The organism is Thalassobius sp. Cn5-15 (assembly GCF_022347685.1).
Taxonomy (GTDB): domain Bacteria; phylum Pseudomonadota; class Alphaproteobacteria; order Rhodobacterales; family Rhodobacteraceae; genus Thalassobius.
Genome location: NZ_JAKRGF010000004.1, coordinates 103823 through 123887, shown reverse-complemented (window position 1 = coordinate 123887; position 20065 = coordinate 103823). Strand labels below are relative to the sequence as shown.

The following is a 20065-nucleotide window of genomic DNA, read 5'->3' as shown; positions in this document are numbered from 1 at the left end:
CTCACGCCCAGTTGCCTTTGGACATCAGGCCCAAAATCTCTAGCTGGCGCCAGTTGATGTATTTCTCTGACCACTTGCACCACAGATCCGGGTTTTCATCCAGCGTGGCGGCATAAGCTTTGTATTCGACCGAGCCAGAGTAATGTTGTTTGCGCTCCAGCTCTTCTTTGGCCTTGTCGTTGAAGGTGTCCAGAAACTTGGTGTGCAGTAGTGCGCCGCTGGCTTTTTCGCCGCCCCATTCGTCATAGACCGCGTTCAGACCGCGTGGCAGCAACATGTGGGTTGAACTCATATAAACATAGCGCCGATCCCACTTAACCAACGGGATCTTGTTCAACGCAGGCGCCTGTTCTGGCGCGTCGGGAAAAAAAACGCGCTGGCGCGGTCCGCCTTGTATCCACAAGTTGCCAAATTTCCAGTTGCGTTCCAGCGCGTAGTTGCCGCTGTCAAACCAATTGGCAATCTCCAGCGGATTCTGACCGGCACTATAAGGCTGCTGATCAATGCGGCCTTTGGGGTACATATCCAAAATCATCGCGCTAAACGACCGGATTGAGGAAGCGTCCAGCCAATCCGTCAGCGCCCTGAGCGGGCGGGTGTCACAGAACGGGTAGACGAGGAATTCGTCTGGATCGACCACCAGCGTCCAGTGGCCATGGCCGTATTTGCATTGCAGCCAGTTCAACCAATCTACCCCAAAACGCGACCGCTTGTAGCTGGCGCGGGTATGCCACAGCGACACGTCCGGCTGATCCTGAAGATAGGAAATCGACCCATCATCACTGTCGTTGTCGACAAAGATGAAATGATTGACCCCCATATCGCGGTAATATTGCAGGAAATACGGCAAGCGAATCGCCTCGTTGCGCTGGGTGCAGAACAACAGGATATCACCTGGCTTGATCGCCTTGGTACGGTTCACCACCGAAGACAGCTCATGCCGTTTGCGGATGGCACGCCCCAAATAGCGCTGCCGCTTCACCCTCAACCGATATGCCGTCCAGACACCCAATGGCCTCTCCCCCAACGCGGATCATACACGACCCAAACTGTGCACCTGCGACCGAACTTTGGACGTGGCCTACAGATACTGCGCCACCAGATCAAAATGCTGCTGCCATCTGGGTGGCACAAATCGTGCCAGTTCAGCGCGCGCCTGATGCGGGGAAGCCTGTGCTGCCTGTGCCAGTTCGGTCATCGTTATTATCCAAGAATAGGCATCATTCGCAGGCAGGTAAACGGCATTGTTTCCAAGGTGTTCGCGAAATACAGCTAAATCACTGCAAATCACCGGACATCCCCGCGCCCGTGCCTCTAGGACAGGCAGACCATAACCTTCAGCGAGGGAGGGAAAGACCAGCGCCTCCGCCCGCCCCATCAACTCTGCCAGCTGCCCGTCGCTGAGGCCCGCGATTTCAAACACCCCCGTGCCGCGCGCCTTCCACTGGTCCAATCGCTGAAATACCGCCTCATTCAACCAACCACGCTGGCCGCAAATCACCAGCTGCAGCGACACCTTGTCGGCCAAAAGCTGATCCCAGACATCCAGCAGAATCGCATGGTTTTTGCGCGGCTCAATGGTCCCAAGGGTCATCACAAAGGGCAGGCTCGGGTCGAAACCCGCAGGCATAGTGACTGGCTGCGTCGCAGTTTGCGCCGCCAGATCAAGGCCAAGGGGCGCGACCAACGTTTGTGGCACCGTGCCGAGAGCGGCACCATGGGCAGCCATGTGCGCGGTCACCTCCGCCTCTGTTGCGGCAGAATTGCACAGGATCAGATCGGCACCCTGCTGGACCCGATCCACCATCGCGGCAAACTGCGCCCGCAGCTGTGGCCGCTGCGTGTCAGGATGGCTAAGTGGGATCAAATCATGCAGCATCACCACCACCCGCGCGTTCTGATCTCGCAGGGCCCCCAACACCCGCGGGGTCAGATTGGAATGACCAAGATTCAGATAGGTCGTCCCCTGCGGCAGATGCGCGGCCAGCATCCTAAGCAACCGCCGCGGAACACTGCGGGCAATCGCCAATCGCCGCAGATCGCTTTCACCACGTCGCCTTGCCGGATCACTACGCCCGAACAGGGACAAAGGGCGCGCACGCCCCCAGGGCACACGCCCATCGATCCGATCCCAGATCCCCTGCAGCCCTGCACGGCCCAACAACACATAGCCCAAACGCGTGCGCGCCAAAGCGAAGACCGGCTGCGGCTGCGCCAACATCCAGCGGATATAGGCATGCTCCACCCGATCCACACCCGTCGGCAACCGCCCCACCCGCCGCAGGCTGCGGGTGATATCCAGCACATAGGCTGATGTATGACGGGTTTGTTCAGGCATACACATCCTTAGCACCGGGCGGTTGAAATACCACGAAAAAGGCCCGGACAATGCCGGGCCATGTTCATCATTTGTCACAGCAAATACAAGGATTTGCTTTTGTGATGCGCTTACTGCGCAGCCTTATCAACCGCCAGCACCTCATGCAGATACTCACGCAGGTCATCTTTCAACTCATCCCGTGCCAGGCCGAAAGAAACAGTCGCCTGCAGGAAACCCGCCTTGGACCCACAGTCGAAACGCTGCCCATTGAAACGGTAGCCATAGACGCCACGATCGGTACCAATTTCCTTGGCGATGGCGTCGGTCAGCTGAATCTCACCGCCTGCACCGGTTTCCTGTTTGTCGAGCGAATTCAGCACGTTCGGGTGCAGGATGTAACGGCCGATCACAGCGAGGTTCGACGGCTCAGTCCCCAGTGGCGGTTTTTCAACCATGCCCTTGGCCTCAACCACCGCACCCATATCATTGGCGACGTCCAGCACGCCATAGGCATTGGCCTTTTCGCGTGGCACTTCCATCGTCGCGACCATAGAACCACCGGTTTCCTCGTATGCCTCAACCATCTGTTTCAGACAGGGCTTTTCGGCTGCGATCACGTCATCCGGCAAGATCACCGCAAAGGGTTCGTCATGGATCAGGCGCCGAGCGCACCAAACAGCGTGTCCAAGGCCCAGCGCCTTGTGCTGTCGCAGGTAAGCAATCTGTCCGCTGTCCATGTTCGTGGATTTCAGGATTTCCAGCAGGTCATCCTTCCCCTTGGCAGCAAGATCTGCCTGCAGCTGATGAGAATGGTCAAAATAATCCTCCAGCGCAGATTTTCCACGCGAGGTCACAAAGATGAACTCTTCGATTCCCGCTGCCCGCGCCTCATCGATGGCGTATTGAATCAGGGGGCGGTCCACCAATGTCATGATTTCTTTGGGAACGGATTTTGTGGCAGGAAGGAAGCGTGTTCCCAGACCGGCGACCGGAAAAATGGCCTTGGTGATTTTACGTGTCATAAGTACCTCTTAAGCTAGGCTTTTCATACCTGCGCCAAATCTGAAAATAAAGGACTTCGGGGAAATTGCCGCCGAGAACGGCTCCATACCGCTCTGTCGCACACATTCCCGCCAAGGAACACAGCAGACGACCCTAAACCAATTAAGAAACGCCGGCCGTCTTAGAACCGAATTCTAAACAAACGGTTAATTTCCGCTGCGACACGGTCTTTGACTCGCCAGAACCGTACCAGTCTTTGGCTGCGGACGCTGCGACCGAACAATCCACCACGCTGCAACCAGATACCGGGCAGATGATAACCAAGCCGGTGATAGCGACTGTCAGGACTGAACAGATAGAGAGAGACGGTCGCGCCAGCCTTCACCGAATCGGTGGCCTGCCGCATCAGACGGCGACGCGCCCAGATCCAGCCAGACAGAACGACGTGCTGACCATTTGCGCGGGATGCAAAGGGTCGAAAAGCCTCTTGCGGTGCGGGCCAGTCAGGCGACAGATCAAAATCCCGTACCTGGCCGTCCTGCAACCCCGCCTCTAGCGAGGACAGCACATCGACCATATCAGATCGCTTGATCAACCGCCGCCATACCTGTCGTTGCAAGCGATCCCATTGCTCCTGACGCAACCACGCCAGCGCGGCGGCAGGATCACAATCCGCATCATGTTTGCGCAGAAACACCGCCGTACTAGCGCCTACATCAAACAGATCAGTTACCGCGCGATTCGGTCGACGGCGCGGGCTGGACGCATAGGCATGATGTACCTCAGCCAGCGGCACCAGAACGGTTACCCCGCCGGCCAACATCAGCCGCCGGTTCAGATCGGTTTCATCCAGATAGAATTGAAACGCCTCATCAAACCCACCTAACCGCAGCAACCAGTCGCGGCGCACCGCCATATTGGTGCCCTCGGTCTTGATCGCATGGCCTGCAGGCGGGTTGATCCGCTGCGGGGCATCGCCCGCAACCTCCAGCGCATGCGCAACACCCTGCGTATCGACCGTACGCGCGCGCCATTGATAGCTAATGCCATTGCGGCCGCGCACATAACCGCCAGTGGCGGCCACCTGATCATCTGCAAAAGGCGCAATCAGATGGGCCAGCCACATAGGTTCCGGCACCGCATCATCGTCGATGAAGGCCACAACATCACCGGCAGCAATCCCAATTCCGAGGTTGCGCGCGGCAGAAATATTGGGGGTATCAAAGGGGACCAGCTTCACCTCGTCCCGCAGGCCCGCCGCGTCAATCGCCGCCTCACCTTCGGGGTCCGTGACAACCACCACCTCATAGGCGCTGTAACAAAGCCGGCTGAGTCCCGAAAGACAGCGCTGCAGATCCGCGCCACGGCCCCGACTGACCACAATGACAGAGGTCGAAATGACCGCTGCATCTGGATCAAATGAGGCCGTGGCGATAGGCATTACGCCTCTTTCAGCTCAACGCTGGGGGCATAGGCGATGAAAAACGGGTTGGCATAGTCAGCCTTGCCGTAGGTCAACGGGCTATGGTCATCAAAACGCACAACCTTGCCGCCTGCGCCATGCAGAACCGCGTGGCCGGCGGCTGTATCCCATTCCATTGTGCGACCAACACGGGGATAGATATCCGCCTCACCAGAGGCGACCAGACAGAACTTCAGCGACGACCCCGCGCTTTTGCTATCCGCAACACTGTATTTGTTGATGTAGTCATCGGTGGCCTGATCCCGGTGCGATTTTGACGCCACAACCAGCAGCGCGGTGTTGTCTGCATCCGACACGCGGATTGGGGCGGTTTCACCGATCTGATCCTTGGCCAAGGCGCCGGTTTCCTCCACCGCAGCACCATCCGCCAGCGTATAGAACATGCGGTTACGGGCCGGAGCGTAAACCACGCCGCGGGTCGGCACGCCGTTTTCAACATAGGCGATGTTGACGGTGAAATCGCCACGACGGTGCACAAACTCCTTGGTCCCGTCCAACGGGTCCACGATCAGAAAAGTGTCCGCACGCTGGCTGTGACTGTCGGCTTGTTCCTCAGTGACCAAAAGGACATCAGGAAACGCCGCCCGCAAACCGGCCGAAATAAGCGCATCGGCAGCCTCATCCGCTTCGGTCACCGGGCTTTCGTCGGATTTCACCTTCACTTCGAAACTGTCGGAGTTGTAGATCTCCATGATCTTATCACCCGCTTCCAGCGCCAGTTTGCGCATCACTTCGGTCAGTTTCTGATAGTCCAAGCTTTCACCCTTTCACGCCGGACCTGCCCACAATATCACGCCTCTCACAGCTGTGAGGTTATGCGACAGGGGCAGATGTTGCCATAAATTTGCCACCCTCTTATGATCTCAGGCTAACGAAACGGCAAGGTTTGTCCGTTCTAATGACCGCAAGCCGCGGGAGCAGTCGCTGAAATGTTTTACAACAGTCGCAAGGAAAACAGCCTTGAGGCCGCCACCACCATGGCGGGGCTCACGTACCATTCGATTGCGCGCAAAGTGCGCAACACCCACGGCAATGCTGTGCTGTCGATTCTTGTAAACCTTTTGCAGCTTGCGATCATGGTGTTCGCCTTTTTCCTGATGTTCTCAATCCTCGGGCTGCGCAGCTCGGCGGTGCGGGGCGATTTCCTGCTGTATTTGATGTCCGGCATCTTCCTTTACATGACCCACACCAAAACGCTGGGCGCGGTGGCAGGGTCAGAGGGGCCGACATCGCCAATGATGCTACATGCGCCGATGAATACAATCATCGCGATCCTGTCCTCAGCCCTTAGCGCCCTATATTTGCAAGTGTTGGCGCTGACACTGATTCTATTCATCTATTACATGGGCTTTAACCGGTTCGTGATTGAGGATGCTGCAGGCGCCTTTGGCATGCTACTGCTCGCGTGGTTTGGCGGCATGGCAATTGGCACAGTGCTGTTGGCACTGAAACCGTGGTTCCCCGGGCCAGTGCAAATTATCACGCTGGTCTACCAGCGCGCCAACATGATCGCATCGGGCAAGATGTTCTTGGCCAACACCCTGCCCGGTTTCATGCTGGCAATGTTTGATTGGAATCCGCTATTCCACGCAATTGATCAGGCGCGCGGCTTTGTATTTATCAACTACACGCCGCGCTATTCATCGATCAAATATGCGCTGATCGTATATGGCGTGATCCTGATGCTGGGTCTGATTGGCGAATTTTATACAAGACGCCATTCCTCGATCAGTTGGGGCGCACGACGCTAAATCGCACGCCTCAGGTCACCACCCGACAGGTCAAATTGATGCGCCCGCCCTGTGGCAACAGACGGCTGGATCCAAACCGGATCCGGTCGACGCCATGATAGACCAGCCGCGCCTCACCGCCCATCAGCAACACATCACCAGACCGCAACCAGACCGAGTCGGTCTTGCCGCCTCGTGTCGTATTGCCAACACGAAACAGCCCCTCGTCTCCCAGCGATATGGACAGAACCGGCCAGTGAAAATCCGCCTCATCACGGTCTTGATGCAGGCCCATTCTGGTGCCTTCACCGTAGTAGTTGATCAAACAGCAATCGGGGTCACGATCCCGACTGACCAAATCGCGCCACAGACCCAGAACTGTCTCAGGGATCGCGGGCCATACGGCACCGGATGGATGGCGGCGTTCATAGCGATAGCCACGCCGGTCACTGACCCACCCCATGCGCCCCGCAGACGTCAACCGCACAGACATCGCTTTGCCCGAGGCAGTCACAGGGGTGAAAAACGGCGCCTGCCGGGCGCAGGCACGCAGATCTTCGACCAGATTCGCCTGCACCTCTGGCGTGAGCAGCCCTTGATAAATCTGGACACCGCGCAGGCTGACAGGGACGGTCATAACGCCCACGCACACGGCTGCAGCATCAGATGGTTAAAAAATCCCGTCAGAATCACCGATTCCCTCCTTTTGCAGTGCTTGCAGGGTGCCGCCACCCTCCCTATATACGCCGAGAAGCGTGTAGGACCACCTTGGCCATCCAAGTTGTCCGGCACACAAACCAGATCGGGGCAGGACGCCGCAACGGGTCTTCGCCTCGTGCAATCGCCTTGACGTGAAAAGGGATCAAAAATGTCGAAAGTTATCGGTATCGACCTTGGAACCACCAACAGCTGTGTTGCGCTGATGGACGGTTCGCAACCGAAAGTAATTGAAAACGCGGAAGGTGCTCGCACCACCCCGTCAATCGTCGCCTTCACCGACGACGAACGTCTGGTGGGCCAGCCGGCGAAACGCCAGGCCGTCACCAACGCCGCCAACACCGTGTTTGGCGTAAAGCGCCTGATCGGTCGTCGTGCAGATGACACGCATCTGGCCAAAGACAAGAAAAACCTGCCCTTCGCCGTTGTGAACGGTGGCAATGGCGATGCTTGGGTCGAAGCCAAAGGCGAAACCTACTCGCCCTCGCAGATCTCGGCCTTCATTCTGGGCAAGATGAAAGAAACCGCAGAATCCTATCTGGGTGAAGAAGTCACTCAGGCGGTGATCACGGTTCCTGCATATTTCAACGACGCCCAGCGTCAGGCCACCAAAGACGCCGGCAAAATCGCCGGTCTGGAAGTGCTGCGCATCATCAACGAACCGACCGCCGCTGCATTGGCCTATGGTCTGGACAAAGAAGAAACCCAAACCATCGCCGTTTACGACCTTGGTGGTGGTACCTTCGACGTAACCATTCTGGAAATCGACGAAGGCCTGTTTGAGGTGAAATCCACCAACGGTGACACCTTCCTGGGTGGTGAAGACTTCGACATGCGCATCGTCAACTATCTGGCGGATGAGTTCAAAAAAGAGCATGGCGCCGACCTGACCAAGGACAAGATGGCCCTGCAGCGTCTGAAAGAAGCCGCAGAGAAAGCCAAGATCGAACTGTCCTCTGCTCAGCAGACCGAAATCAACCAGCCGTTCATCTCGATGGATGCTTCCACCGGCCAGCCGCTGCACCTTGTTGTCAAACTGACCCGTGCGAAACTGGAAAGCCTGGTTGCCGACCTGATCAAAAACTCGATCAAACCCTGTCAGGCAGCGCTGAAAGATGCTGGTCTGACCACGGGCGACATCGACGAAATCGTTCTGGTGGGTGGTATGACCCGTATGCCGAAGGTCATCGAAGAAGTGACCAAGTTCTTCGGCAAAGAGCCGCACAAGGGTGTGAACCCTGACGAAGTTGTGGCCATGGGCGCCGCCATTCAGGCCGGTGTTCTGCAGGGCGACGTGAAAGACGTTGTTCTGCTGGACGTGACCCCGCTGTCGCTGGGTATCGAAACCTTGGGCGGTGTGTTCACCCGTCTGATCGACCGCAACACCACCATCCCCACCAAGAAATCGCAGGTCTTCTCGACCGCCGAAGACAACCAGTCGGCCGTGACCATCCGCGTGTTCCAGGGTGAACGTGAAATGGCTGCGGACAATAAAATCCTTGGTCAGTTCAACCTCGAAGATATCCCGCCCGCACCGCGCGGCATGCCCCAGATCGAAGTGACCTTCGACATTGACGCAAACGGCATCGTATCCGTTGGCGCCAAGGACAAGGCCACCGGCAAAGAGCAGCAGATCACCATCCAAGCTTCGGGCGGTCTGTCGGATGACGACATCGAACAGATGGTCAAGGACGCGGAAGAAAACGCCGAAGCGGATAAAGAGCGCCGTGAACTGGTAGAGGCCCGCAACCAAGCCGAAAGCCTGATTCTGTCGACCGAAAAGTCGATGGAAGAGCATTCGGACAAAGTGGACCCGACCACCATTGAAGCCATCGAACTGGCTATCGCCGCGCTGAAGGACGATCTGGCCAAAGACGACGTAAAGGCTGACAAGCTGCAATCCGGCATCCAGAACGTCACCGAATCGGCGATGAAGCTGGGCGAAGCCATCTACAAGGCCGCGCAGGAAGAAGACGAAGAAGGCCCCGTTGACGTAGACGGCGACGCAGGTCCTGCAACTGGTGACGACGACATCGTCGACGCCGACTTCGAGGATCTGGACGACGACAAACGCGCCTAATCCGCGTTTTCCCAAGAACACAATCGGGGCCGGCCCACCCGGGCCGGCCTTCGACGTTCTGCAAGAGGGAGTACCCAAATGGCAAAACGCGATTACTATGACGTTCTAGGCACCTCCAAAGGGGCCTCGGCTGATGAGTTGAAGAAGGCCTACCGTCGCAAGGCCAAAGAACTGCACCCTGACCGCAACAAGGATAATCCCAACGCGGAAGCGCAGTTCAAAGAGGTCAACGAAGCCTACGACTGCCTTAAAGACGCCGAAAAGAAAGCTGCCTATGACCGCTACGGTCACGCGGCCTTCGAAGGTGGCATGGGGGGCGGCGGCCGTCCCGGTGGCGGCATGGGCGGCGGCTTTGGTGGACAGGAAGGCTTCGGCTCTTTCTCGGACATCTTTGATGACCTGTTCGGCGGCGGCATGGGCGGCGGCGGCGGTGGCCGATCCCGCGCAACCCGGGGCGCCGACCTGCGCTACAACCTGCGCATCTCGCTCGAAGACGCCTTCACCGGCATGCAGAAAACGATCAAGGTGCCCACCTCGGTCAGCTGTACTTCCTGTGACGGCTCCGGCGCTGAAGGCGGCGCTGAACCGCAGACATGCCCGACCTGCTCCGGCATCGGCAAGGTCCGTGCGCAACAGGGCTTCTTTGCGGTTGAACGCACCTGTCCGACCTGTTCAGGTCTGGGCCAGATCATCCAGAACCCCTGTAAGAGCTGTGGTGGTCAGGGCCGCGTGCAAAAGGACCGTTCGCTCAGCGTGAACATCCCCAAAGGCGTGGAAACCGGCACCCGTATCCGTCTGGCTGGCGAAGGTGAAGCGGGCATGCGCGGTGGCCCCACAGGCGACCTCTACATCTTTATCGAGGTGACAGCGCACGGCATTTTTGAACGCGAAGACGCAGACCTGTTCTGCCGCGTACCGGTGTCGATGACCACAGCGGCGCTGGGGGGCGACATAGAGGTGCCTACCATCGACGGTGGTCGGTCACGCGTCAAAATCCCCGGTGGCAGCCAGTCCGGCCGCCAGATGCGCCTGCGCGGCAAGGGCATGCCCGCCCTGCGCGGCAACCATTCCGGCGATATGTTCATCGAACTGGCGGTTGAAACCCCAGTGAACCTGACGTCGCGCCAAAAAGAACTGCTGAAAGAGTTCGAAGACCTGTCCGAGGACAACAATCCTGAAAGCTCCAGCTTCTTTTCTTCGGTGAAAAACTTCTGGGATTCGATGAAGGGCTAAGCCTGGTCTAACGGGCAAAAATCTAAAAGGGCGCTACTGCGCCCTTTTTACTGTCCGCTGAACGATGCGCGACAAAACGGGCGACAGCCATCTGACGCCCGCGTGTTTCAGCTGGATTAGGGCCTTATTTGGCGAAAGGTGCCGCATCACCCCACAGCGCTTTCACGCGCTGGTCACGACCGCAGGCATCGCGGTATTTCTTGTAAGCTTTCGCCTGTTTCAGCGGACCAAAACGGGTGATCACAATCTTCGATCCCTTGTAGTAGTCCTGATGGTATTTTTCAGCCTCATAGAAAGTCTTGGCATCCAGAATTGGTGTCACAACCTTCTGGCCCAACGCTGATTGCGCTTCTTTCTTGGCCTTCTCTGCCGCGGCTTTTTCCGCTGGGTTAGAGACGAACACAGCAGTGCGGTAGCTGGCACCACGGTCACAGAACTGCCCACTCGCATCAGTCGGATCGACCGAGCGGAAGAACATGTTCAACAGCTGATCACGACTGACTTTCGCCGGATCAAAGGTGATCGAAACCGCTTCATAGTGACCAGTTCCTCCTTTGCCGATCTGTTTGTAGGTCGGATTTTTCACGTCGCCACCAGTGTAGCCGGATACCGCCTCAATCACGCCGGGAACGCTTTCAAAATCGCTCTCCACACACCAAAAGCAGCCGCCGGCAACGATCAGCTCTTCTTTCGGGGCAGCTTCAGCCATGCCGCCCTGCGCAGCGAGGCCAAGGCCGATGGTCAGTGCCAGTACGGCGGGTTTCAGGTGTTGAATGTTCAGCATGAGTCGTCCTCCAAAAGGTTGAGGACAGGTTTACCGAGTTATTTCATTGACGATAGACCCTCTCACAAAGGCTTGAGAGCAAGTGAAGCGCAGAAAATCCTTTCCACCCCCGCGCGCAGCCCCTAGCGTCAGCGCAAACATAGGGGATTTTCATGCAATCAGATCACGTTAGCACCCATCAGGCCGAAGAAGACGCCCGCAATGAGGCCATTCAAATTTACCTGAACGGCCGCATCGTTCCCAAAGAGCAGGCAGTTGTGTCGGTCTATGACAGCGGCTTCATGCTGGGCGATGGCATCTGGGAGGGACTGCGCCTTTATAACAATCGTTGGGCCTTTCTAGACGACCACATAGACCGTCTGTTTGAGGCATCGCTGGCGCTGGATTTGGATATCGGCATGACCCGTGATCAGGTGATCTCCGCCTTGTTAGAAACGCAGGCAGCCAACAGCATGACCACAGATGCCCACGCGCGTCTGATGATTACCCGCGGGGTGAAATCGCGCCCGTTTCAGCACCCCAGCTTGTCCCAGCAGGGGCCGACAGTGACGATTATCATGGAACATTCCAAACCAGCGATCCCGCGTCCAATCCGGTTGGCCACCGTGCCACATCAACGAGGTCTGCCGATGACGCAAGATCCGAAACTGAACTCGCATTCCAAACTGAACTGCATTCTCGCCTGCATCGCAGCCGAAAAGGCCGGCGCGGATGAGGCGCTGATGCTGGACGTGAATGGGTTTGTGAACACCACCAACGCCTGCAACTTCTTCATCGTGCGCAAAGGGGCGGTTTGGACCTCTACCGGGGACTACTGCATGAACGGCATCACCCGCCAAAAGGTGATCGACCTGTGCCGCGCCAATGACATCCCCGTTTATGAACGCAACTATTCACTGGTCGACACCTACGGCGCGGATGAGGCGTTCCTGACTGGCACCTTTGGAGCGCAGACACCAGTGGGCAACATTGATGGCCGCCAGATTGGTGATGGAAAAATGGGTCCAATGACCAAACGACTGCGCCACCTCTACAAAGACCTGATCGAAAAGGAATGCGCCTGATGCGAATTGCCATGTGGTCCGGCCCCCGTAACCTGTCTACCGCGATGATGTATAGCTTCGCCGCACGGTCAGATTGCGCCGTTGTTGATGAACCTTTTTATGCCGCCTATCTGGCGATGACAGGGATTGAACACCCGATGGGCGATCAGGTTCTGGCCTCCCAATCGCAGGACCCTGAAGTGGTGGCAGCATCTCTTTTAGACTCTATTCCCGCGGAAAAAACGCATTATTATCAGAAACACATGTGCCAGCACATGATCGACGGCGTGCCCCGGGATTGGATGCGGAAGGTGGTGAATGTTTTCCTGCTGCGTCACCCGGCACGAGTGATCGCCAGCTTCGGGGCCAAGTTTGAGAAGCCCACCCTCAGCGACATCGGGTTCACCCAACAGACAGAGCTTTATGAGGGACTCTGTGCCGCAGGGCAGACGCCAGTGGTGATCGACAGCGCCGACATCCGCCGTGACCCTGAAGGGATGCTGAAACGCCTGTGTGATGCGATCGGACTGGATTGGGATCCTGCCATGCTCAACTGGCCCGCAGGTGGGCACAAAGACGATGGCGTCTGGGCCGCGCATTGGTATGGGGCAGTGCATCAATCCACCACCTTCGCCGGAGCGGAGGGACCCTTGCCAGAGTTGACAGGCACGCAGGCAGATCTACTGACACAGGCATTGCCGCATTATGAACGCATGGCCGCGGTGAAATTGGCGCCCTAAGCACCACATCTAAGGACGGTTGCGGCAATTGATACAACAGTAAGCGCAACCGTCAGAATTCGGGTAATATTCCGCCTGCGCCTTTAACAAGGCCTCAGCGCAGTTATCAAACTTACCCAGAGATGACGTAGAACGGATCAGCGGCAGGTATTGACAGTCCTGCCGGTGAACCTCATGCGCGCCTGAAGATAACGCGCGGTCGTTTACGTAATACTGCATTGGCGCGTGAACCATGTTGCGTTCCCTTTGACGAAAAGGACAGTGGGCTACGTCGTTCGCAGCGCATCGCAGACACGCCGCATCGACAGAACAACCCTGCAACAAAGCCGGTTAAAATAGGATTAACGCCCCCAAGGCAAGACCGCCGAAAACAGACGATTGCCTGAACTTTGGCCCACAGACCGCTTACAGCAGATCCTTCAGTTTCATCGCCACCGCGGGATTGCCGGACACCTTGATTTTACCCATCATTACGGCGGTCATCGGGTTCAATTTGCCGGTGATCAGCTTCGCCAGATTATCCAACGACATTTTCAGGGTGCACTCCGCATCTCCCGCCTCAAGACTGACCGCACCATCGACAATTCGCACAACGCCAGCATCACCGCAATCAAACTGCAGACTATCTGAAAACCCTGCATGGCTAACGCCTTTTTGCACCAGCGCTGCAATCTCATCCAAAGTCATGGCCATCCTCCGCTAAAGCTATGCAACGTTGCTAGCGAGGCAGCCCTACCACCACAATGCTGACACAGGGTAAACTAACATCAGATCAGCCGGCCTAAGCCTCTGCGCCTTCTTACTGATCGAACGCATTGATCGCCTGTAGCCGCTCAGCGCTGTGCAGATGCGTCGAGGACCAGCTATGCCGTGATCCTGCACCGCCATTTCGCGAAAGAAGCGCTGCAATCCGGCATTGGAATAGCCGATGTCTTGTAGCAAATGCAGCGCGTAGCGATCCACAGCAGCGGGCCGACAGCGATGGTGGATTTAAACTGGTGCTGCTTGTCGCCCAGGTGTTCTGGTAAAAATACGCCTTCATGCGCACCTTGGCCCAGGCCGAGTAAATGCCCAGAGTCAGCATAGAAAACAATACGTTAACGATCCAGATTTCGCACCATTCACGTCCCGTGCCACGAAATTCAAAATTCTCCTATGTGGTCATGTCCGGCCCGACTATTGCTTGCCCAAAGGTTTCTGAAAATTCTAGCGTGCGAAAATCAAACAACTGGAGTGGCCGTAGCCAATAACTCTCCTGCTAGTAGAGCGCACAAAAAATAGCCACCCTGAAACAGGGTGGCTCTCAAATTTAATTAGCGCTTTTAGCCGCTAAACAGGATCAACTTTTCAGGCGACGATCACGTGCGGCCAGCAACTTCAGACGCAGAGCATTCAACTGGATGAAGCCTGCAGCATCTTCCTGATTGTAAGCGCCTGCGTCTTCTTCAAAGGTCACGTGCGCCTCGGAATACAGCGAATGATCGCTGTCACGAGCCACAACAAAAACAGACCCTTTGTACAGCTTCAGTGTCACGGTGCCGGTAACATGTTCCTGCGATTTGTCGATCAGCGCCTGCAACATCTCACGCTCGGGCGAGTACCAGAAGCCGTTGTAGATCAGCTCCGCATAGCGCGGCATGATCGAATCCTTCAGGTGGCCTGCGCCGCTGTCCAGAGTGATCTGTTCGATGCCACGGTGTGCCTGCAGCAGGATGGTGCCGCCGGGTGTCTCATAGACACCGCGTGACTTCATGCCGACAAAACGGTTTTCCACGAAGTCCAGACGACCGATGCCATGCGTGCGACCGTAGTCGTTCAGCGCGGTCAAGATGGTGGCGGGGCTCATCGCTTCGCCATTGATCGACACTGCGTCGCCTTTTTCAAAACCGATAGTGATGATTTCAGGCGTATCCGGCGCATCCTCGGGATTCACGGTGCGCTGGTAGACGTAATCCGGCGCCGCTTCGGCGGGATCTTCCAGAACTTTACCTTCGGACGATGTGTGCAACAGGTTGGCGTCCACACTGAACGGTGCCTCACCACGTTTGTCCTTGGCGATCGGAATCTGGTTCTGTTCGGCAAATTCCAACAGCTTGGTTCGGCTGGACAGGTCCCATTCACGCCACGGCGCGATCACAGTGATTTCCGGGTTCAACGCGTAGGCGGCCAGTTCAAAACGCACCTGATCGTTGCCCTTACCGGTCGCACCGTGGGAAACGGCATCGGCGCCGGTCTCAGCCGCAATTTCCACCAAACGCTTGGAAATCAGCGGGCGCGCAATCGAGGTGCCCAAGAGGTATTCACCTTCGTACAGGGCATTGGCGCGGAACATCGGAAAAACAAAGTCGCGCACAAACTCTTCGCGGACATCTTCGATGTAGATGTTTTCCGGCTTGATGCCCAGCATCTCTGCTTTCTTGCGGGCCGGCTCCAGCTCTTCGCCTTGACCGAGGTCAGCGGTGAAGGTGACAACCTCACAGCCATATTCGGTTTGCAGCCATTTCAGGATGATCGAGGTATCGAGGCCACCGGAGTAGGCCAGGACAACTTTCTTGGGCGCGGACATGATGACCCCCTAACAGTTCGTAGAATCCGTTTAATCGCAAGCGCGATATCGGGTTTTGGGACCAAGAGCAAGGTGGCGCAGGGTGCGATGCGGTTGTTGCGGTATCTGGGTTGTGTTTATGTGCGCAAAAATATTTGAGGTTGAGATGCTGGGATTTCGTTTGTTTTGGCACGCGGTGCGGATGGTGTTTACCAATCTGGTGCCGATGGTGCAGATTTTTGCGCTGCCGCTGTTGGTTGTTATGGCGGTTGTGATGGCGTTTAGCACGTATAGCGGAGTGGGACCGTTCTTCTTCTTGGGTGGTCAGAATGTACGGTTCGACAACATGTCGGGCGGTTTTCTCGTAGTGTTTTTCTGCACCCTCCTTGTCATCTGGATCGCGTTGATGAACGGGGTTGTGCATTGGCACCGGTATATTCTGTTGGAGGAGACCCCGCGCACATTGATGCTGCGTCTGTCATGGCGGCAGGCGGCGAAATATATCGTCGGTGGCATTCTGATTGGCCTGCTGCTGATCCTGCCGTTCTGGTTGCTGGGAATGGTGTTCGGAAAGATTGCTATGGAGTTATTAAGGAATGGAAATATCCTTGTTGCGCGGGGGATTATGATTGTGTTGAGCCTCTTCTTTACCGCTGGGTTTCTGGCATTAAGCCCGATCCTGCCCGCCAATGCGATTGATCGAAACATCACGATCAGCGCCGCGCTATCCGCAATGTCTGGCAGCCTTGGTACATTGATCGTCTGCGCAATTGGTTTGGGAGCTGTCGAATGGACTGGTGACGTTTTGGTGCGCCAGTTGGCGATGCTGAACATGCAGGTGGCAGGCCTTGTTGGGATCGTGGTTCAGATGCTGCTGGCGATGATCGGTGTGAGCCTGATCACGACCATCTATGGCCACTTCGTCGAAGAACGACCGCTGGACTAAGTGTATACTTGGGCACACATGGCCCAAACCGCTTGCCTTTGCGGCAAGGCTGTTTCAAGATAGGCGTATGAGCGATTTTCTGAAAAAGGCCCGCGTGGCCGAGCAGCAGATGCGGGCCTTGTTTCCCGCCACGCCACTTCAACGCAATGACCATCTGTCGTCGAAATACGGCGCGGATATCTGGCTGAAACGCGAAGACCTGAGCCCTGTGCGCAGCTACAAGATCCGTGGCGCGCTGAACGCGATGGGCAAAGCTTTGGCGCGCGATCCGGCGCTGGAAGTATTTGTTTGCGCCTCCGCAGGCAACCACGCGCAGGGGGTGGCCTATGTCAGCCGGCATTTTGGCGTCAAAGGCGTGATCTTTATGCCGGTGACGACACCGCAGCAAAAGATCGACAAAACCCGTATGTTTGGCGGGGATAGTGTCGAAATTCGTCTGGTTGGCGACTATTTCGACGCCTGCCTTGAGGCCGCGCAGGCCTATTGCGCCGAGGCGGGGGGCTATTTCCTGTCGCCTTTTGACGATCTGGACGTGATCGAAGGACAGGCCAGCGTGGCGGCTGAGATGACCGCACAGCTGGGCCGCGTACCGGATATGGTCGTGCTGCCTGTGGGCGGTGGTGGTCTATCGGCGGGGGTGACCCGCTACATGGATGAGGTTGCACCAGGCACCGACCTGCGGTTTGTAGAGCCTACCGGCGGGCAAAGCCTGCGCGCCGCCTTGGCGGCAGGCGAGCCAGTGAAACTGGATGGTGTGGACAGTTTCGTCGATGGCGCCGCCGTGGCGCAGATCGGCAAACATCCCTTTGAGGTCCTGCAAGGCACCGATCCTGCCAAAATGCTGGACGCACCAGAGGATCGAATTTGCACCACGATTCTGGAAATGCTGAATCTAGAGGGCATCGTGCTGGAACCCGCCGGCGCCCTGTCTGTCGATGCCCTGCAGGATCTGACAGCGGACATCCGCGGCAAAACCGTGGTCTGCGTCACCTCTGGTGGGAATTTTGATTTCGAACGCTTGCCAGAAGTGAAAGAACGCGCCCAGCGCTACACCGGGGTCAAGAAATACCTGATCCTGCGCCTGCCCCAGCGGCCTGGCGCGCTGAAAGACTTCCTCAATATCCTTGGCCCTGACGATAACATCGCCCGGTTTGAGTATATGAAGAAAAGCGCCCGTAACTTCGGGTCGGTGCTGATCGGCATCGAAACCTCTACGGCTGCAAACTTTGAGGCTCTCTTTGCCCGCTTGGATGCCAGCGACTTCCTCTATTCCGATATCACAGAAAATGAAAGCATCGCGGAATTTGTGATCTGATCGCGGCCAGTTGTGTCAGGCCGCCAGACGGCCTGATACCTCGCCATCAAATATGGCGACCGAACGGTCACAACAGCTGAGCAGTGCAGACATCGCTTGCGGTGGTGTTGCGTCACGCGCCAGCAAATCCTGATGCAGATCCAGCTGACGCTGCACCTCGCGACACTTGGCACTAAGGTCATCAAAACCCAGCGTAGTTGCGCAGGCCTTCAGCCGGTGGACGTCATTTTCAAGCGTCAGCGGATCGGGTGTGTGCAGACGGCCTGTCACGCTGTGCATTTCGTCAATCAGTTGTTCCACCACCGTGGCAAAATCAAACGGCCCCAACTGGTGGTGCAACTCCTGAATATGGTCCCAATTGATCATCATACACCTCATACCTTTAACGCAATGCTGTCAGAAACGGCTTAACGAAGGATGAATGTAGCCCGATCACAGCAATTTTTGCACAAAGTGGCGGTCGCCCTCGTTGCCCAACAACTCCGCTGCGGCTTCAATAGGCAGCCAGTGCGCACTATGACCCTCCTCCAATGGCGCACAAATCTGACGCACAGGATGGGCAATATAGATGGTGCAGACCTTCTCTGCCCAGAGGTCATATTCCGGCATGAATGTATAGCGGCGAAAGGCACCCAGACGACGGGGATAGGCAATCGACCAACCAGTTTCCTCAAACGCCTCACGGTGTAGCGCCACAAGGGATGATTCCCCTGCATCCACACCGCCTCCGGGCAATTGATATTCCGGTGTCGGCTCTTCCTGAAAGGTGACCAACATGTCGCGTCCGCGCGGCAGGATCACATAGGCGCCAGGGCGAATTTTATAGCGTTTGTCAGATCTTGGTACTTGCCCGAACCGTCGGATCATCTGCTGATGCCCCCTGCTTGTTGCCTTGCTTTCAACCCCATATACGCCGTTCCACTATCGTTACAGGCCCGTAGCCCCTTGGACTGACGCTTGTCCTGCCTATATTCAGCCTGTATGCCATGTGCCAAAATCAGGGCTACCGCCTGAGAAATACCCTTGCCACAGACTGTCGTTCAGCTTGTCCTCCCTCTATGCCAAGCGACGGCGCATAAGGAAACCCCATGACCCTTGGATCGAAACTCGCTTGGGACGACACTGTACTGCCGTTCCAGTTGGACAACTCTGATATTCGTGGCCGTGTTGCGCGGCTGGATGGTGTGTTGAGCAACGTATTGAAACAGCACAACTACCCCACCGTGGTAGAGGCGCTGGTGGCGGAAATGGCGCTACTGACTGCACTCATCGGTCAGACGGTGAAACTACGCTGGAAACTGTCGCTGCAGGTGCAGTCCGACGGTCCGGTACGGATGATCGCCACCGACTATTACGGCCCAACGGATGAAGGCGAACCGGCCCGCATCCGCGCCTACGCCAGTTATGATCCCGACCGCCTGACCGACGCAGCACCGTTTGATCAACTGGGCAAGGGTTACTTTGCCATCATGATCGATCAGGGCCAGAACATGACCCCCTATCAGGGCCTGACACCGCTGGCAGGAAAATCCCTGTCCGAATGCGCCGAAGCGTATTTTGCCCAATCTGAACAACTGCCGACACGGTTTCAGCTGTCCTTCGGTCAGTCGATTGAACCGGGCGTTGGCGAGCACTGGCGCGCTGGCGGCGTGATGCTGCAACACATGCCGAAGGCCTCGCCTTTCGCCAAAGGCGAGGAGGCCACCGGCGACGATGGCCTGCTACATGCCCGCGATCTGGTGGATGGTGACGACGGTGAAAACTGGAACCGCGTGAACATCCTGCTGGATTCCGTTGAAGAGCTGGAGCTAATAGGCCCACAGGTCACTTCAACCACTCTGCTGACCCGTCTGTTTCACGAAGAACAGCCGCGCGTGTATGATGTGCAACCGATCACCTTCGGCTGCACCTGTTCAGAGGATCGCGTGCGCCAGTCGCTGTCGATCTATTCCGCCAAGGACATCGAAACGATGACCACAGAGGATGGCCGCGTCACAGCGGATTGCCAATTTTGCGGGGCGCATTACGATCTGGATCCAACCACCGTCGGGTTTGACGCAGAAAAGACGCAAGATGCAGGACCGCATGCAGGACAGTCAGAAAGCTGATCCCCTTCACACGGGGTTG

19 protein-coding genes and 1 pseudogene are annotated in these 20065 nt (G+C 56.9%); 8 read left to right on the top strand and 12 right to left on the bottom strand.

Annotated features, from left to right (window positions below):
• Position 1: 1 nt before the first annotated feature.
• From MHM86_RS10625 to cysQ, 5 genes are all read right to left on the bottom strand, one after another.
• Positions 2-1012, bottom strand: a complete 1011-nt coding sequence (locus tag MHM86_RS10625) for a glycosyltransferase family 2 protein (protein WP_239199008.1) — start codon at positions 1010-1012, stop codon at positions 2-4.
• Between the two features lie 69 nt (positions 1013-1081).
• Positions 1082-2338 (bottom strand): glycosyltransferase family 1 protein, encoded by a 1257-nt coding sequence (locus MHM86_RS10620; protein ID WP_239199005.1) that lies wholly within the window; start codon positions 2336-2338, stop codon positions 1082-1084.
• Positions 2339-2448: 110 nt separating this feature from the next.
• Positions 2449-3342, bottom strand: coding sequence for a UTP--glucose-1-phosphate uridylyltransferase (locus tag MHM86_RS10615; protein WP_239199002.1), 894 nt, complete (start codon positions 3340-3342; stop codon positions 2449-2451).
• A 161-nt stretch (positions 3343-3503) separates the two neighbouring features.
• Entirely contained in the window at positions 3504-4763 is a 1260-nt protein-coding gene (locus tag MHM86_RS10610) for a glycosyltransferase family 2 protein (RefSeq protein WP_239198999.1), read from the bottom strand.
• Entirely contained in the window at positions 4763-5560 is a 798-nt protein-coding gene (gene cysQ, locus MHM86_RS10605; protein WP_239198996.1) for a 3'(2'),5'-bisphosphate nucleotidase CysQ, read from the bottom strand. Before cysQ ends, MHM86_RS10610 begins: the two co-directional genes overlap by 1 nt.
• A gap of 174 nt (positions 5561-5734) precedes the next feature.
• Here cysQ and MHM86_RS10600 point away from each other — a divergent pair, with 174 nt between their 5' ends.
• Positions 5735-6556, top strand: a complete 822-nt coding sequence (locus tag MHM86_RS10600; protein WP_239198993.1) for an ABC transporter permease — start codon at positions 5735-5737, stop codon at positions 6554-6556.
• Between the two features lie 10 nt (positions 6557-6566).
• Here the strand turns inward: MHM86_RS10600 and MHM86_RS10595 are convergent, their stop codons facing one another.
• On the bottom strand, positions 6567-7172 hold the full coding sequence (locus MHM86_RS10595; RefSeq protein ID WP_239198990.1) for an alpha-ketoglutarate-dependent dioxygenase AlkB: 606 nt from the start codon (positions 7170-7172) through the stop codon (positions 6567-6569).
• A 231-nt stretch (positions 7173-7403) separates the two neighbouring features.
• On the opposite strand from MHM86_RS10595, the gene dnaK reads away from it, so the two are divergent.
• Together dnaK and dnaJ are read left to right on the top strand one after the other, a co-directional pair.
• On the top strand, positions 7404-9332 hold the full coding sequence (dnaK, locus tag MHM86_RS10590) for a molecular chaperone DnaK (RefSeq protein WP_239198987.1): 1929 nt from the start codon (positions 7404-7406) through the stop codon (positions 9330-9332).
• 78 nt (positions 9333-9410) lie between these two features.
• Entirely contained in the window at positions 9411-10565 is a 1155-nt protein-coding gene (dnaJ, locus tag MHM86_RS10585) for a molecular chaperone DnaJ (protein ID WP_239198984.1), read from the top strand.
• 124 nt (positions 10566-10689) lie between these two features.
• Here dnaJ and msrA read toward each other — a convergent pair whose 3' ends face one another.
• Positions 10690-11349: a peptide-methionine (S)-S-oxide reductase MsrA gene (gene msrA / locus MHM86_RS10580; RefSeq protein ID WP_239198981.1), complete on the bottom strand. Its 660-nt coding sequence runs from the start codon at positions 11347-11349 to the stop codon at positions 10690-10692.
• Between the two features lie 152 nt (positions 11350-11501).
• On the opposite strand from msrA, the gene MHM86_RS10575 reads away from it, so the two are divergent.
• Both MHM86_RS10575 and MHM86_RS10570 read left to right on the top strand, forming a co-directional pair.
• Positions 11502-12413 (top strand): D-amino acid aminotransferase, encoded by a 912-nt coding sequence (locus MHM86_RS10575; RefSeq protein ID WP_239198978.1) that lies wholly within the window; start codon positions 11502-11504, stop codon positions 12411-12413.
• A complete protein-coding gene (locus tag MHM86_RS10570; protein ID WP_239198975.1) occupies positions 12413-13132 on the top strand; it encodes a sulfotransferase in 720 nt (239 codons plus the stop codon). Before MHM86_RS10575 ends, MHM86_RS10570 begins: the two co-directional genes overlap by 1 nt.
• Before the next feature lie 405 nt (positions 13133-13537).
• On the opposite strand, the gene MHM86_RS10565 is transcribed toward MHM86_RS10570, so the two are convergent.
• The 3 genes and pseudogenes from MHM86_RS10565 to MHM86_RS10555 form a co-directional block, all read right to left on the bottom strand.
• Positions 13538-13819: an SCP2 sterol-binding domain-containing protein gene (locus MHM86_RS10565; RefSeq protein WP_239198972.1), complete on the bottom strand. Its 282-nt coding sequence runs from the start codon at positions 13817-13819 to the stop codon at positions 13538-13540.
• Between the two features lie 112 nt (positions 13820-13931).
• Positions 13932-14270, bottom strand: a pseudogene (locus MHM86_RS10560) (DUF898 family protein); the annotation flags it as partial.
• A gap of 201 nt (positions 14271-14471) precedes the next feature.
• Positions 14472-15698, bottom strand: coding sequence for an argininosuccinate synthase (locus MHM86_RS10555; protein ID WP_239198966.1), 1227 nt, complete (start codon positions 15696-15698; stop codon positions 14472-14474).
• Between the two features lie 145 nt (positions 15699-15843).
• Between MHM86_RS10555 and MHM86_RS10550 the strand changes: the two genes are divergently transcribed.
• Positions 15844-16623, top strand: a complete 780-nt coding sequence (locus MHM86_RS10550; protein WP_239198963.1) for a hypothetical protein — start codon at positions 15844-15846, stop codon at positions 16621-16623.
• A 67-nt stretch (positions 16624-16690) separates the two neighbouring features.
• Positions 16691-17938 (top strand): threonine ammonia-lyase IlvA, encoded by a 1248-nt coding sequence (gene ilvA / locus MHM86_RS10545; RefSeq protein WP_239198960.1) that lies wholly within the window; start codon positions 16691-16693, stop codon positions 17936-17938.
• A gap of 15 nt (positions 17939-17953) precedes the next feature.
• Here the strand turns inward: ilvA and MHM86_RS10540 are convergent, their stop codons facing one another.
• Both MHM86_RS10540 and MHM86_RS10535 read right to left on the bottom strand, forming a co-directional pair.
• Positions 17954-18307, bottom strand: a complete 354-nt coding sequence (locus MHM86_RS10540) for an Hpt domain-containing protein (RefSeq protein ID WP_239198957.1) — start codon at positions 18305-18307, stop codon at positions 17954-17956.
• Positions 18308-18370: 63 nt separating this feature from the next.
• A complete protein-coding gene (locus MHM86_RS10535; protein ID WP_239198954.1) occupies positions 18371-18805 on the bottom strand; it encodes an NUDIX hydrolase in 435 nt (144 codons plus the stop codon).
• A 221-nt stretch (positions 18806-19026) separates the two neighbouring features.
• Here MHM86_RS10535 and MHM86_RS10530 point away from each other — a divergent pair, with 221 nt between their 5' ends.
• Positions 19027-20046, top strand: a complete 1020-nt coding sequence (locus MHM86_RS10530; RefSeq protein WP_239198951.1) for an Hsp33 family molecular chaperone HslO — start codon at positions 19027-19029, stop codon at positions 20044-20046.
• Positions 20047-20065 lie beyond the last annotated feature (19 nt).